This is a genomic window from Nonomuraea sp. NPDC049758, from assembly GCF_040674635.1.
GTDB lineage: Bacteria > Actinomycetota > Actinomycetes > Streptosporangiales > Streptosporangiaceae > Nonomuraea.
Genome location: NZ_JBFAMZ010000033.1, coordinates 20,160 through 33,639, shown reverse-complemented (window position 1 = coordinate 33,639; position 13,480 = coordinate 20,160). Strand labels below are relative to the sequence as shown.

The 13,480-nt window shown below is 74.9% G+C and carries 12 protein-coding genes; 4 read left to right on the top strand and 8 right to left on the bottom strand.

Annotated features, from left to right (window positions below; all coding sequences use genetic code 11):
• Positions 1-55: 55 nt before the first annotated feature.
• The 3 genes from AB0J46_RS47400 to AB0J46_RS47390 all read right to left on the bottom strand — a co-directional run bounded on the left by AB0J46_RS47400 (position 56) and on the right by AB0J46_RS47390 (position 4,209).
• Complete coding sequence (locus AB0J46_RS47400; protein ID WP_364342587.1) at positions 56-913, bottom strand: lysophospholipid acyltransferase family protein; 858 nt, start codon at positions 911-913, stop codon at positions 56-58.
• A complete protein-coding gene (locus AB0J46_RS47395; RefSeq protein ID WP_364342584.1) occupies positions 910-3,144 on the bottom strand; it encodes an MMPL family transporter in 2,235 nt (744 codons plus the stop codon). Before AB0J46_RS47395 ends, AB0J46_RS47400 begins: the two co-directional genes overlap by 4 nt.
• Before the next feature lie 126 nt (positions 3,145-3,270).
• Positions 3,271-4,209, bottom strand: a complete 939-nt coding sequence (locus tag AB0J46_RS47390) for a lysophospholipid acyltransferase family protein (protein WP_364342581.1) — start codon at positions 4,207-4,209, stop codon at positions 3,271-3,273.
• Between the two features lie 510 nt (positions 4,210-4,719).
• Between AB0J46_RS47390 and AB0J46_RS47385 the strand changes: the two genes are divergently transcribed.
• The gene (locus AB0J46_RS47385; RefSeq protein WP_364342578.1) at positions 4,720-5,604 is read left to right on the top strand and encodes a phosphotransferase; all 885 of its coding nucleotides are present in this window, start codon (positions 4,720-4,722) and stop codon (positions 5,602-5,604) included.
• 15 nt (positions 5,605-5,619) lie between these two features.
• Here AB0J46_RS47385 and AB0J46_RS47380 read toward each other — a convergent pair whose 3' ends face one another.
• Together AB0J46_RS47380 and AB0J46_RS47375 are read right to left on the bottom strand one after the other, a co-directional pair.
• Complete coding sequence (locus tag AB0J46_RS47380) at positions 5,620-6,903, bottom strand: ArsB/NhaD family transporter (RefSeq protein ID WP_358008863.1); 1,284 nt, start codon at positions 6,901-6,903, stop codon at positions 5,620-5,622.
• A 5-nt stretch (positions 6,904-6,908) separates the two neighbouring features.
• Positions 6,909-7,367 (bottom strand): CBS domain-containing protein, encoded by a 459-nt coding sequence (locus AB0J46_RS47375; RefSeq protein ID WP_358301452.1) that lies wholly within the window; start codon positions 7,365-7,367, stop codon positions 6,909-6,911.
• 446 nt (positions 7,368-7,813) lie between these two features.
• On the opposite strand from AB0J46_RS47375, the gene AB0J46_RS47370 reads away from it, so the two are divergent.
• From AB0J46_RS47370 to AB0J46_RS47360, 3 genes are all read left to right on the top strand, one after another.
• The gene (locus AB0J46_RS47370) at positions 7,814-8,818 is read left to right on the top strand and encodes a histidine kinase (protein ID WP_364342573.1); all 1,005 of its coding nucleotides are present in this window, start codon (positions 7,814-7,816) and stop codon (positions 8,816-8,818) included.
• Positions 8,815-9,459: a response regulator transcription factor gene (locus AB0J46_RS47365; RefSeq protein ID WP_352351471.1), complete on the top strand. Its 645-nt coding sequence runs from the start codon at positions 8,815-8,817 to the stop codon at positions 9,457-9,459. The genes AB0J46_RS47370 and AB0J46_RS47365 overlap by 4 nt, the downstream gene beginning before the upstream one ends.
• A 217-nt stretch (positions 9,460-9,676) precedes the next feature.
• On the top strand, positions 9,677-10,588 hold the full coding sequence (locus tag AB0J46_RS47360) for a hypothetical protein (protein ID WP_364342570.1): 912 nt from the start codon (positions 9,677-9,679) through the stop codon (positions 10,586-10,588).
• Positions 10,589-10,670: 82 nt separating this feature from the next.
• Here AB0J46_RS47360 and AB0J46_RS47355 read toward each other — a convergent pair whose 3' ends face one another.
• The 3 genes from AB0J46_RS47355 to AB0J46_RS47345 are packed head-to-tail and all read right to left on the bottom strand — an operon-like array spanning position 10,671 to position 13,470.
• Positions 10,671-11,714: a family 20 glycosylhydrolase gene (locus AB0J46_RS47355; RefSeq protein WP_364342567.1), complete on the bottom strand. Its 1,044-nt coding sequence runs from the start codon at positions 11,712-11,714 to the stop codon at positions 10,671-10,673.
• The gene (locus tag AB0J46_RS47350) at positions 11,711-12,205 is read right to left on the bottom strand and encodes a glycoside hydrolase family 20 zincin-like fold domain-containing protein (protein WP_364342564.1); all 495 of its coding nucleotides are present in this window, start codon (positions 12,203-12,205) and stop codon (positions 11,711-11,713) included. The genes AB0J46_RS47355 and AB0J46_RS47350 overlap by 4 nt, the downstream gene beginning before the upstream one ends.
• 59 nt (positions 12,206-12,264) lie before the next feature.
• Positions 12,265-13,470 carry a family 1 glycosylhydrolase gene (locus tag AB0J46_RS47345; protein ID WP_364342561.1) on the bottom strand — a complete coding sequence of 402 codons (1,206 nt, stop codon included), beginning with the start codon at positions 13,468-13,470 and terminating at the stop codon, positions 12,265-12,267.
• Between the last annotated feature and the right edge of the window lie 10 nt (positions 13,471-13,480).

Below are 13,480 nucleotides of genomic sequence, written 5' to 3'. Positions count from 1 at the left end.
TCCGAGTGTGCTCCAGGAGTGTGGGCGGGTCCGGGTATGACACCTCAAATGTCCATCAAGCCGGGCCCAGAGCGTCCCTGACCCGCGACTCGGTCAGCGCGGCCAGCGCCGCCCGGTCCGCGCGCGGCCGTCCGGTGAGCTCGAGGCGCACGGGGGGCAGGAACGTCACCTCGGCCACCAGGTTCCGGGTCGCGACCACGCGCAGCAGCGAGACCGGCAGGGACTCCACGCCGATCCAGGCGGCGCGGGTGGAGGGCGCGCCGGCTTCGCGGTAGCGCAGCGCCACCGGCCGGACGGTCGCGCCCGCCTCGACGGCGGCCTGGAACAGGGCCGGGTGGAAGGCTCCCATGGCCTGCCCGCACCAGGTGGTGCCCTCGGGGTAGGCCAGCACCGCGTCCCCGTCGCGCAGCGCGGCGGCGACGGCCGTGATCGCGGCGGGCAGCCCGGCCGACCGGTCCTTGTCGATGAACAGGGTGCGGTGGGCCGCGGCCAGCGACCGGATCAGCGGCCACCGTCCGATGTCCCGTTTGGCGAGCTGGCGGGCCGGCGTGAGGGCCGCCATGATCAGCGGGTCGGCCCACGAGATGTGGTTGCTCACCAGCAGGGTGCCGTGGCCGTCCAGGGCGGGGACACCGCCGGGGATCCGCACCGTGATGCCGAGCGCGCGCACGATCAGGCCCATGGCCCTGCGCGCGAGGCGTGCGCGCAGGGCGCCGGCGCGGCGGGCGGGCATCGCCGACAGCGTGAGGGCGGCTCCCAGGGCCAGCGCGCAGCCGAGGAGGCGGGCGGCCCGGCGCACCGGCCCGGCGGCGGCGACCGGCGGCCGGACGCACGCGTCCGGCGTGCACGGCGACAGCCCCGGCCCGGACGGCGGCCGCTCGTGGCGGTGGTCCTGATCGCGGACGGTCGTCACGGCGTGCTCGCGGGTGTGCTCGCCGGCGCCGCGGGCTCCGTCCCGTCCGGGCCGCCCGCGGCCGCGCCGACGGGGACGCGCGGCGGGTCGCCGGGAGAGCCGCCGCCGCTCCCCCGCCTGCCGCGCAGCAGCCGGGGCGACCACCAGTTGACGGGCCCGGCCAGGCGCATCACGGCGGGCACGAGGAGCGTGCGGATCAGCGTGCAGTCGACCAGGACGGCCACCGCGATGCCCACCCCGATCATCTTGAGCACGGCCAGGCCGGAGGTCGCCACGGCGGCCATGACGACGGCGAAGATGACGGCGGCCGAGGTGAACAGCCGCCCGGTGTGCTGCAGCCCGGTGGCGACCGCGGTGGCGGTGTCGCCGCGGTCGCGGTACTCCTCGGTGATCCGGGACAGCAGGAAGATCTCGTAGTCCATGGACAGGCCGAAGGCGACGCAGAAGATCAGCGTGGGCATGAGGGCGTCGATGCTGCCGGTGGCGGTGAAGTCGCCGACCAGCCCGCGCAGGTGGCCGTCCTGGAAGACGTGGACCAGGGCGCCGAAGGTGGCGGTGAGGCTGAGCACGTTCATCACCAGGGCCTTGACGGCCAGCACGACGCTGCGGGTCAGCAGCGTCACCATGGCCAGGGTGGCCAGCGCGATCAGCGCCAGGGCCGTGGGCAGCGTGCCGGCGATGCTCTGCCTGATGTCGTCGAGCTCGGCGCCCGGCCCGGCGAACAGCGCCTGGCCCGGGGCCGGGATCGCGCGCAGGCGCCGGACGAGCTCGCTGTTGGCCACCGAGTACGGCTCGTGCGCGGTGGTGACGAGCAGCCAGGTGCCCGCCTCGCCGGTGAACCGGCGGCCCGGCCCCGGCACGGTGGCGGCCCGGCTGTAGGAGCCGCCGGCCGTGTCCACCCGGAGCACGCCGTCGGTGGCGGCCAGGCGCCTGGCGTAGCCGTCCAGCGGGCCGGCGGAGCTCTGCCCGGTCATCCGCAGGTCCGGCAGCACGATCATGGTGCCGCCGACGACCTGCTGCCCGCCGAACTCCGCGCGCAGCGCCTGCGCCGCGCGGGCGGCGGGCGCGTCGGGCGGCAGGATGCGGTCGTCCAGCGTGCCGAAGCGGGCGCCCAGGAACGGCGCGCCCATGGCCAGCAGCAGCGCGGTGGTGGGCACGGCCACCGCCAGCGGGCGGCGCATGACGGCGACCGCCAGGCGGTACCAGGGCCCGTCCTCCACCGGCGGCGCGGACCGGCGCGCGGCGTTCCACGGGCCGGGCACGGGAAGCCGGTTGACCCGGTCGCCGAGCAGGGTGAGCACGGCCGGGAGCACCACGAGGCTGGCCGCGGCCGCCGTCAGGCTGATCGTCATCCCGCCGACGGCCAGCGAGCGCAGGATGGTGAACGGGAACAGCAGCAGCGCCGACATGGACAGCGCCACGGTGGCCGCCGAGCAGGCCATGGCCCGGCCGGTGGTGCGCATGGTGACGGAGACGGCCTGGACGGCGTCCTGGCCCTGGGCGAGCTGCTCGCGGAAGCGGGTGACGATGAACAGGCTGAAGTCGACGGCCAGGGCGAAGCCGAGCGCGCTGGAGATGCTCAGCGCGAACACCGAGATCTCCATGACCTCGGTGAGCAGCCGCAGCACGGCCATGGTGGCGATCACCGCCAGCGCGCCGATCAGCACCGGCAGCAGGGCGGCGACCAGGCTGCCGAACACCACGCACAGGATGGCCAGGGTCAGCGGCGCGGCGATCAGCTCGGCGGTGCGCAGGTCGGTCTCGCTGCGGTCCTGCGCCTCGACGCGTACCTGGGCCTCGCCCGTGGCGGTCAGCGACAGGGGGCCGTAGCGGCCGTGCAGGGAGTCCATGATCCGCCGAGCGGCGGCGTTGCGGGCGGCGTTGTCGCCGCTCAGGTGGGCCAGGACGACCGCCGCGCGCCCGTCGCCGCTGCGCAGCCTGGGCTCGTGGCCACGCCAGTACGAGGTGACCCGCCACACGCCGGGATCGGCCGAGACGCGTTCGGTGAGCCGCGTCCCGGCGGCGTCGATCTCGGGGTCGTCGACCGGGTGTGCGGCGCGGGCGATCAGGACCAGGTCGGCGTTGCCCGCGTGGAAGGCGTCCTGGAGGATGTCGTCCGCGCGCAGGGACTGCGATCCGAGCGGCACGATGTCGCCCAGCACGAGCCGGTCGTGCACGTCCAGGCCGGCCACGAGCGAGACGGCGAACGTGACGGCCGCGCCCCAGAGCACGACCCGTCGCGGCCACCTCCGCCCACGGCCGGACGGCGGCGAATTGCCCCACATCGGTGAATCCTTACGTCGAGTAACGGTCGAGGCCGCCGCGCACGCGCTCCTCCGCGGCGCGGGCCTGTGTGGTCAGTCCTGTGCGGTTGGCTTGTGCGGTCGGTCGAGGCCGGCGCGTACGCGTTCCTCGGCGGCGCGGGCCAGGGCGGCCCGTCCGAGCGGCCCGCGGGCGGGCGCGGGCGGCGGCAGGAGCGGGGTGAGCCGCACCTCGGCCCGCAGCCGCCGCGTCCCGGCCACCCGGACGACGGACCCGGTCACCGAGTCCTCGCCCACCCAGCTCCCCCGGCTCGACGGGCGCGGTCCCTCGTAGTAGCGCAGGACGGCCGGGCACACCGCCGCCCCCGCGTCGATCGCCGCCTGGAAGACCGCGGGCCGGAACGTGCCGACCTCGCGCCCGCAGGACGTGGTGCCCTCGGGGAAGACGGCGACCGTCTCCCCGGCCAGCAGGGCGTCGCGGATCAGGCCCACCGCGGCGGGCAGCGTGGACAGGCGTTCCCTGTCGATGAACAGCGCCCCGCAGGCCGCGCCGAGCGTCCCGATGAGCGGCCACCGGCGCACCTCCCGCTTGGCCAGCAGGCGGCAGGGCAGCGCGGCCAGCATGACCAGCGGGTCGAGCAGCGAGACGTGGTTGGCCACGACGAGCACCCCGGCCGCCGTCCCCGCGAGGTCCGCCGGACCGGCGACCTCGACCCGGACGCCGAGCGCGCGCAGCAGCAGCCGGGCCGCCGCCTGCGCGGTCCTGGCCCGCCAGAGCCTCGGCGCGGCCCCCATGACGAGGAAGGCGGGCAGCGCGGCCAGCAGCACCAGCAGGGCGCCGCACAGCCGGGCCGCGCGGCGCGTCCGCCCGGCGGCGACGGCCTCCTCCGGCAGGCACGCGCGCACCGAGCACGGCGCCCGCGCCAGCCACGGGTTGATCTCCACGCGCCGGCCGGGGCCGGCGACGTGCCGCCACGTCGCACGCCCCCGCCCCGCCCCGGCGGACGGCACGACGGACCGCACAGCGGACGGCATCACGGACGGCATCACGGACGGCGCCGCAGTCGGCACTGCGGGTGGAGTCGGATGGGACACGCGGGACTCCCAGACGGTGATCGGCGGGCCGGCCCGAGCGGCGCTAACGGCAGCGCGAGACGACGGCGGGCGGCAGGCCCACGGCGGACGAGCCGGGCACGACGGCAACGGCTCGCCGCAGGCCGGGCGCGACGGCGTCGGCCGGCTGCGGGCCGCGGCGCGCGGCGCCAGGTGGCGTGTGGGTGCCCCGGCGCCGGGACGGGCGGATATGGGGCGGATGTGTGCTTTGGGCGATTTCATGTGACTGCACGATCATGAGCGTCCCGAATTCGGAGCGGGCTCGGCACCGGCGGCCCTGACCGCGGGGTGACAAGCGGATGATGATCCTGTTAGTGCAGGTTAAGCGCCCTCCGGCGGAGAGCGCCGAATTTGCGCCACGTGTCGCCCGACCTTGGCAGAACACTCCCCAAGCCGTCCCAGCTCATGACCTGAGCCCCATAACCTGACAAGGTGATCTACGCAAAGACGCCCCTCACCCCCGAGATCCGTGCCGCCGTCTCCCGGGCCTGGGGCGCCGAAGGAGAGGGCGAGCGGCTGCACGGCGGGGAGGAGTCGGCCGCCTACCGTCTCGGGGACCACGTCGTCCGGGTGGGCCCGGCCGCGCGCGGGGTGGCCGAGTCGGAGTGGTGCCACGCCGTCGCCCGGCACGCCGCCACCACGCTCCCCGAGGCCGTCGCCCCGCTGGCCACCGGGGGCGGCGCGACGGTGGTCGTCGTGGCGGGGCGGCCGATCTCCTGCTGGCCCTACGTCGAGGGCGAGTGGCCCGACTCCGACGTCCCGGCGCAGCGGGAGGCGGGCGCGCGGCTGCTGGCCAGGCTGCACCGCGCGCTGGCCGGTCTGCGTCCCGGCCCGCGTCCCGTGCCCGCCTTCCAGGAGTCCGGTCTGTACGGCGACCCGCCCCCGGACGCCGCCGACCTGCACGACCCCGTCCTGGACCGCTGGCTGGCGGCCTTCCACGCCGGGCATCCCGTACGCCACCCGCTGCACGGCGACTACTACACCGGCAACACCCTGGCCAGGGACGGCCGCATCGTCGCCGTCCTCGACTGGGACGAGACCTTCGTCGGCGCCCCCGAGCTGGAGCTGGCCGCCGCCGCGCTGGAGTGGGGCGACGACCTGACCGGCCCCAGCAAGGAGTTCGTGGCCGCCTACCACGAGGAGGGCGGCACGGCGGCCCCCCTCGACGACGAGTCGCTCGCCCAGCTCGTCCGGCACAAGCTGCGCAGGGAGCACGCCTACTTCCGCAAGGCCGCCGCGGCGGGCGTGCCGCACGACGAGGAGGACCTCGACTACCACCGGGCCCGGGTCGAGCTGTTCCACCGGCTGCGCCCCTGACCCGGGCGGCCCGGGTCAGAAGTAACGCAGCCAGACGTACACCCAGGCCAGGGCCGTGCTGCCCAGGGTGACGACGATGCCGTACCGGGTGAACTGCCAGAAGGAGATCGGGTTCCCGGTGCGGGCGGCGATCCCGAGGGCCACGACGTTGGCGCTGGCGGCGACCGCGGTGCCGTTGCCGCCGAAGTCGGCGCCGAAGGCGAAGGCCCACCACAGCGCCTGCCCGGTGGACGCGTCCGGTGCGGCGGCGGCCAGTTCCTCCACCACCGGCGCCATCGTCGCCACGTACGGGATGTTGTCGAAGAACGCCCCCAGCACGCTGGAGCCGAACAGCAGCGAGGTGGCCGCGGCGAAGTAGTTGTCGCCGAACAGGTCGATGGTGGCGCGGCCGATGGTCTCCATCATGCCGGTGTGCACCAGACCCGCGACCATGACGAACAGCCCGGCGAAGAACACCAGCGTGGGCCATTCGACCTCGCGCAGCACGTCCCCGAGCTCGACCCGGCAGACCAGCAGCATGACCCCCGCGCCGACCAGGGCGATGATCGAGGGCGCCAGGTGCAGCACGGAGTGCAGCGCGAACGCCGTCACCACCCCGGCCAGCACCGTCATCGACCGCGCCAGCAGCGCCGGGTCGGTGATGGCCCGCCGCTCCTGCAGCGCCATCACCTTGGCGACGTGCTCGGCATTGTAGTGGAACGACCGGCGGAACAGGGGGTAGGTGAGCAGCACGAACACCCCGAAGATCACCACGACCGCGGGCGCCATGTGGACGAGGAAGTCGTTGAACGTCAGCCCCGCCCGGCTGCCGATGATGATGTTCGGCGGGTCGCCGATCAGCGTCGCCGCCCCGCCGATATTGGAGGCCAGCACCTCGGCGATCAGGTACGGCTGCGCCGGGATGCGCAGCCGCCCGCACACCATCACCGTCACCGGCGCGACCAGCATGATCGTCGTGACGTTGTCCAGGAACGGCGAGGCCACGGCGGTGATGGCCATCAGCATCGCCATCAGCCGGTACGGCCGCCCCCGCGAGCGTTTGGCCGCCCAGATCGCCAGGTAGTCGAACAGCCCGGTCTGCTTGATCACCCCCACGATGATCATCATGCCGAGCAGCAGGAAGATGACGTTCCAGTCGATGCCCGCGTGCCCTGAGGAGAACACCTCCTCCCCCGGTGTCAGCCCCAGCACGGTCATCAGGCCGGCCGCCACCAGGACGACCTTGACCTTGTCGGCCTTCTCGGTGGCGATGAAGAAGAACGCCACCACGAAGATGGATAGGGCCAGGATCGCGCTCATGCGGATCAGTCCGGAAGGCTCGTGATGGCCAGGCTGGTCAGCAGGCGTTCCAGCGTGATCGCCCCCGTGAGGGTGGCGTCCGGGCCGAGGACGGCGACCAGCGGGCTGCGCGTGCGGGCCATCAGCGCCGCCACCTCCAGCAGGGTCGCGTCCGGCGGCACGGTGACGGGCCGCGCGGGCGGCCTGGGCAGGCAGTCGCCGACCGTCAGGTGCGCGAGCTCCTGCCAGAACAGCTCGGCGTCGCTCTCGTCGAGGGTGCGGGCCAGGGCCTGGTCCTCCTGGTACGTGCCGGGGATGGCCAGCCGCAGCACCTGCGTGCCCGGCAGCACGGTCGCCGGCCTGCCCCGCTCGTCCACCACGATGAGTCCGGGCAGCCGGTTGACCACCATCAGGCGCACGGCGCGTCCCACGGAGTCGCGGGCCGTCACGGTCGGCAGGGTGACGGCGATGTCCTGTGCTCGCATGGCACCGTCCACGGTGGTCGAAGTGGTGGGAAGACGACGGTTCGCCCCGGTTCGGGGCACGGTCGTATGGCGGATCTTGATGGGGAGCCTCCAGCGGGGGCATGGGCGAAGGTCACAAAGGCGGCCGGGACGGCTCAGGCGCTCTGCCCCGGCCACGGGACGGCGGCCGGCCCCCGGCGCGGCCCGCGCGTCAGATGGCCCCGGGGGACGGACCGCGACCCGCGGGCGGGCAGGAGGAGAAGCGGTCCTGCCGCCGCGGCTCGGAGAAGGTCCGTGCCACGCATCGCCCACCTCCTTACGGTCCGTCCCTGTTTTCCGGGGAGACCATGCCATCACCGCGCGGGGGGCGGCGCCCATCGGGTCCGGCCCCCATATCGGGTGGGGGCGCGACCGTATTCGGGCCGGGTCAGTGGACAGCGCGGGCGGCGAACGCCCAGGCTGAAGGCATGAGAGACGCCGTCGCCACCGCGCCGGAGCCGCCTGGCCGCACCCCGGCCCAGGCGTTGTTCCGCCGCCTGTTCGTCATCAACGCGCTGGTCTTCGCCGCGGGCACGTTCGTGCTGGCGCTGTCACCCGCGACGGTCTCCTCACCGGTGCTGCTGACCGAGGTCCCGGTGCTGCTCATCGGCCTGGCGCTGATCCTGGCGGCGAACGCGTTCCTGGTGCGGGCCAGCCTGGCCCCGCTGACCTCCCTGACCGCCCTCATGCGGCGGGTGGACCTGCTGCACACCCACGACCGGCTGCCCGCCGGCAACCGGGACCTGCGCAGCGTCACCGACACCTTCAACCAGATGCTCGACCGGCTGGAGGAGGAGCGAAGCGTGGCCAGCGCCCAGGCCCTGGCCGCCCAGGAGGCCGAACGCGGCCGCATCGCCCGCGAGCTGCACGACGAGATCGGCCAGAGCCTCACCGTCGCGCTCCTGGCGCTCAAGCGGGTGCGCGACCGGGCGCCCGCGGAGCTGGCCGACGAGCTCGGCCACGCCCAAGAGGCGATCAGGACCAGCCTGGACGAGGTGCGCCAGGTCGCCCACCGGCTGCGCCCCGGCGTCCTGGAGGACCTCGGGCTGACCAGCGCCCTCACCGCGCTGGCCACCGACCTGTCGCAGACCGGCACGGTCGAGGTCACGCGTAGACTGGCCGCAGGGCTGCCGCCGCTCAGCTCCGAGGTCGAGCTGGTGCTCTACCGCATCGCCCAGGAGAGCCTGACCAACGTCGCCCGCCACGCCCAGGCCACCAGGGCGACGCTCACGCTGACGTCCGACGACGGCGACCTGGTCCTGCGCGTCACCGACGACGGCCGGGGCGGCATCGGCGAGCCGGGCGCCGGCATCCGCGGCATGCACGAGCGCGCCCTGCTCATCGGGGCCCGCCTGAGCGTGCACTCGCCGCCCGGCGGCGGCACCGAGATCGTCCTCACCGTCCCCGGCGCGGCCAAGGAGAACGCCCGATGACCCGCATCCTGCTCGCCGACGACCACGCGCTCGTCCGCCAGGGCGTCCGCCTGATCCTCGACGCCGAGCCCGACCTGACCGTGGTCGCCGAGGCGGCCGACGGGGCCGAGGCGGTGGAGGCCGTCCGCACCCACGACATCGACCTGGTCGTCCTGGACATCGCCATGCCGCGCATGACCGGCCTGCAGGCCGCGCGGGAGATCTCCCGCCGCCGGCCCGGCATCCGCCTGCTGATGTTGTCGATGTACGACAACGAGCAGTACTTCTTCGCCGCGCTGAAGGCCGGGGCCTGCGGCTACGTGCTGAAGTCGGTGGCCGACCGCGACCTCATCGAGGCGTGCCGGGCGGCGATGCGCGGCGAGCCGTTCCTCTACCCGGGGGCGGTCACCGCGCTGATCCGCGACTACCTCCACCGCCACCGGCACGGCGACCCGCTGCCCGACAGCCTGCTGACCGCCCGCGAGGAGGAGATCGTCAAGCTCATCGCCGAGGGCCACTCCACCAAGGCCATCGCCGACACCCTGGTCATCAGCCCCAAGACCGTCGACCGCCACCGCAGCAACATCCTGGCCAAACTCGGCCTCAACGACCGGCTCGACCTGACCCGCTACGCCATCCGCGCCGGCCTGATCGAACCCTGACCTCGGCCGACGGCCGCGCCCCGGGGTCCCGCGGCCCCGGCGGCCCGGCCGGATGGAGCCCGCGGGCGCAGTTCCATGAGACGATCGAGATCATGATGGGTCCGTTGGGCGCGAGCAGTGACGTCCTCCACGCCTCCCTTTCGTCCTGTTGTGCTCCGGCACGGGCCGCCGCCGACCCTGCCGCCGATCCCGTCGTCGTACCGGTCGTGTGCTGAGCATGGCCGAGGACACCGTCGCGTCCCGGGGCGCGCTCACCGGTCAGGAGGCCCGCGGCCTCGTCTCCCGCATCGAGGGGCTGCGTCCGCGGCGCGGTCCCGGCGACGGGGGCGAGGTCCCCGCGGCCGACGTCGACGTCGTCGAGGGGCTGGGCCCGGCGGCGGCCGGCGTGGCGGCGGCCTGGCTGCGCGAGCGGCCCTCCCCGGCCCTGCGGCGGACGCGGCTGCGGGTGCTGGCCTCCTACCTGCGGTGGCTGCGCGGGCAGGATCCCGGCGGCGACGTGCTGGGGGCCGGATCGCAGGTCGACGCCTACTGCCTGGCCGCGCTCACCGCCGGTCTGGCGCCGTCCGGCCGGCCGCTGGCGCGCGCGACGGTGATCCGCAGGCGGGCCGTGCTGGCCTCGTTCTACGCCTTCGCCGGACGGCACGGGCCGGCTCTCCCGGCGCCGGCCGCTCACCCGCCCACCCCGGCCGAGCGGCGGCTGCTGCGCGGCGGGGTCGCCCTGCTGGCCGAGGAGGGGCGCTTAGCCGAGGCCGTGGCCGTCGGGCTGCTGGAGTCCACCGGCGCGTCCGTCGACGCGCTGGCCCGGCTGACCCCGTGCGACGTGCACCTGGCGGGCGCCGGCGACCCCGTGCTGATCACCCTGCACGACGGGCGGGGCGACATCGTCGCCTTCCCGCTCGCCCCCTACCTGCGCCGCCCGCTGCGCCGCCTGTGCGGCGACCGGCCCGCCGACCACCCGCTGCTCACCGGCGAGGCGGGCCGGCCGGTCGACCTGGCCTGGACGCGGGCCGCGCTCACCGAGGCCGCGATCGCCGCCGGCCTGCCCCGGCCGCGGGCCGAGGGCCTGCACCCGTACCTGCTGCGCGCCCTGACGGTGACCGAGCTCGGCGGGTCACCCGTGCGAGCCTGACGACGACGACCTCCGGGGCCGCGGCGAGCCCGGGACCACGACCAGCCCCGGGACCGCTACGAGCCCCGGGGCCGCGGCGGGGTCACGGCTCCGCCGCGGGCCGGTACGCCGCTCCCCATCCCGTCGCCTGCCACGTGGCGGCGTGCGGTCGCAGGCGTGCCCGGTGGTCCTCCCAGGTCACCGGCTCGCGCGTCCAGGATCGTTCGGCCGCGGCCGGAAGACGGGGCAGCAGCAGGAACGCCAGGTCGTCGAAGGACGTGATCGTCTCCGACCAGATCGCGGCCTCCACCCCGGCGACGCGGACGTCGAGCCCCGGCACCAGGGACCGCGGGGTCCAGTCGAACATCTGCCGGAGGGTCTTGGCCGGATAGTCGCGGAACCCGAGCCGGGCCCGGCGCGCCTCCCCCTCGGCGTCCGCGGCGGGCTCGGCGTACGGGCGGTCGTAGTACAGCACGTCGCTGGAGGACAGCAGCACCGGCAGCCCGGCCGCCGCCGCGGCGGGCCCGTCGGACGGCGCGAGGGCGAACAACGCCACCATCTGGTCGACGAAGGGGTGCGCGGACTCCGGCAGCTCGGCCTTCTTGGCGTCGGCGTCGATGCTCGTCTCCGCGCCGATCCACAGCTGCACGAGGTCGCCGTCACCCAGCGCCCCGGCGCGTACCGTCTCCTGCCAGGCCACGACCCGGCTGCCGGCGTCGTGCGCCGCGCGGACGGCCACGCCGACCGCGCGCGTGTACGCCGTGACGGGCATCCCGAACGGCTCATCACCCCCGACGTGCACGAACCGGGCACGGGACGCCTGCGCGAACTCGGCGACGGTCTCCGCGATGAAGGACTCGGCCCCGGGCACGGCCGGATCCACGTAGCCCAGACGGGCGGCGGTCCCGTCGCCGGCGAGCTCCGGGTAGGCGCGGATCGCGGCGTGGGCGTGCCCGGGGAGGTCGATCTCGGGCACGATCGTCACCCCGCGCGCCGCGGCGTACGCCGTCAGCTCCGCCAGCTCGCGCCGCGTGATCAGCTCGCCGGGCGAGGTCGCGTCCAGCGCGGGACGGGCTGCCGACTGCAGCCGCCAGCCGCCGGAGTCGGTGAGGTGCAGGTGCAGCACGTTCAGCTTGTACCGCGTCACAGGTCGATGACGCGGCGGATCTCGTCCGGGCGGAAGGGATGCCGGACGGCGTCGAGCATCAGGCCCCGCCACGCCAGGGCGGGCCCGTCGGCGATGCGCCCGACCGGCAGCCGGCCCGCCGCCGATTCCGCCAGCTGCACCAGCGTCGCGGCGCCCCGCAGGACCGCGTGCGGGGTCGGGCCGGTGATCGTGATCTCCCCCGGGGCGATCGTCACGGTGTGCCGCTCGTCCGGGGGGAGCTGTTCCGGCGCGATCCCGCCGGCCGGCGGCACGTCGCCGGGCGCCTCGCCGATCAGCAGGACGACGCGCGACGGGGACGGCTGACCCGCCGAGGGGGTCGCGGGGAGCCGGGCGAGCTCGCCTTCGAGCCACGCGCGGGCGTCGCGCAGACGATCGTCCGCCCGGATCCCGACGCGGCCGGGGTGCAGGACGGTCGTCGTCGCGGGGTCGAGCGCGACCGCGTGCGGCCACGGCACCAGCGCGGCCCTCATCGCCGGCCTCCCAGCAGCCCCGCCAGGCCGTGCGTCCGGGGTCACCTCCAGGGTTTCCGTCACGACGCGGCCTTTCCGCCCAGGACGGCCGCCGGGTCCTGGACGAGCCGTCCGAACCAGCGGGCGCTGGCTTTGACCGTGCGCCGGAACGTGGTCCGGTCGACCGCGACGAGGCCGAAGGTGGGCGTCCACGATCCCCACTCGTAGTTGTCCAGGAGTGACCAGTGCAGGTAACCGCGCACGTCGATGCCGTCGGCCATGGCGCGGGCCAGGCCCGTCACGGCCTCCGTCGTGTACGCGATGCGTTCGTCGTCGTCGGCGGTCGCGATGCCGTTCTCGGTCACCAGCAGCGGTGTCGATCCGCCGAGCCGGGCGGCGGTGTGCCGGACCGCGTCCTCCAGCGCGAGGGGGTAGTACTCCCAGTCCATCATCGTGCGCCTGTCGTCCGGGCCGGGGGCGATGACGCCGTCCCCGCCCGCGCGCAGGCGGCTGTAGGCCTGCACGCCGATGAAGTCGTCGTCCTTCGCCAGGTCGATGTACTGGTCGTCGACCAGGTACGACAGCTCGGCGGTGCGGTCGGGTCCGGCGCCGTGGTCCTGCACGTTCTGGTTGGCCACCGTCCACCCCGAGCGCAGTCCGGGCACGGAGGCGAGCAGGTCGCGGGCCTCCTCGTGCGCACGGGCCAGCGCGGCGGTCACGCCGGGGTCCGGCGGGACGAAGGAGGGGACGGGTTCGCCGCCGCCGTGCCTGCGGCGCGCGGCCACCAGGGCGACCATGTTGGGCTCGTTGATCGTGCAGACCCACGGCACGCCGTCGAGGATCGGCAGCACCGCGCGGACGTAGTCGGCGAAGTGCGCGACCGCCTCCCCGGAGGTCCAGCCGCCTCCGGCGCTCAGCCATGCGGGGCTGGTGAAGTGGTGGAGCGTGACGACCGGGGTCAGCCCGCGCTGCCCGCAGCCTTCGATGATCCGGCGGTAGTGGTCCAGCATGGCCGCCGACGGGTGACCGGGGGCGGGGACCACGCGGGCCCATTCGACGCTGAACCGGTAGGCGTTGAGACCGAGGTCGCGCGCGATGTCCAGGTCCTCGGGCCACCGGTGGAAGCTGTCGCAGGCGTCCCCCGAGCGTTCGGGCAGGCCCCGGCTCCCGTCGTGCTCCGCCTGCCAGAAGTCGCTGCCGACGTTGTTCCCCTCCACCTGGTGGGCCGCCGTCGACGCGCCCCACAGGAAACCGTCCGGAAATGCCGGCGGCTGCGAAGTCGTCATGTTCGATCCT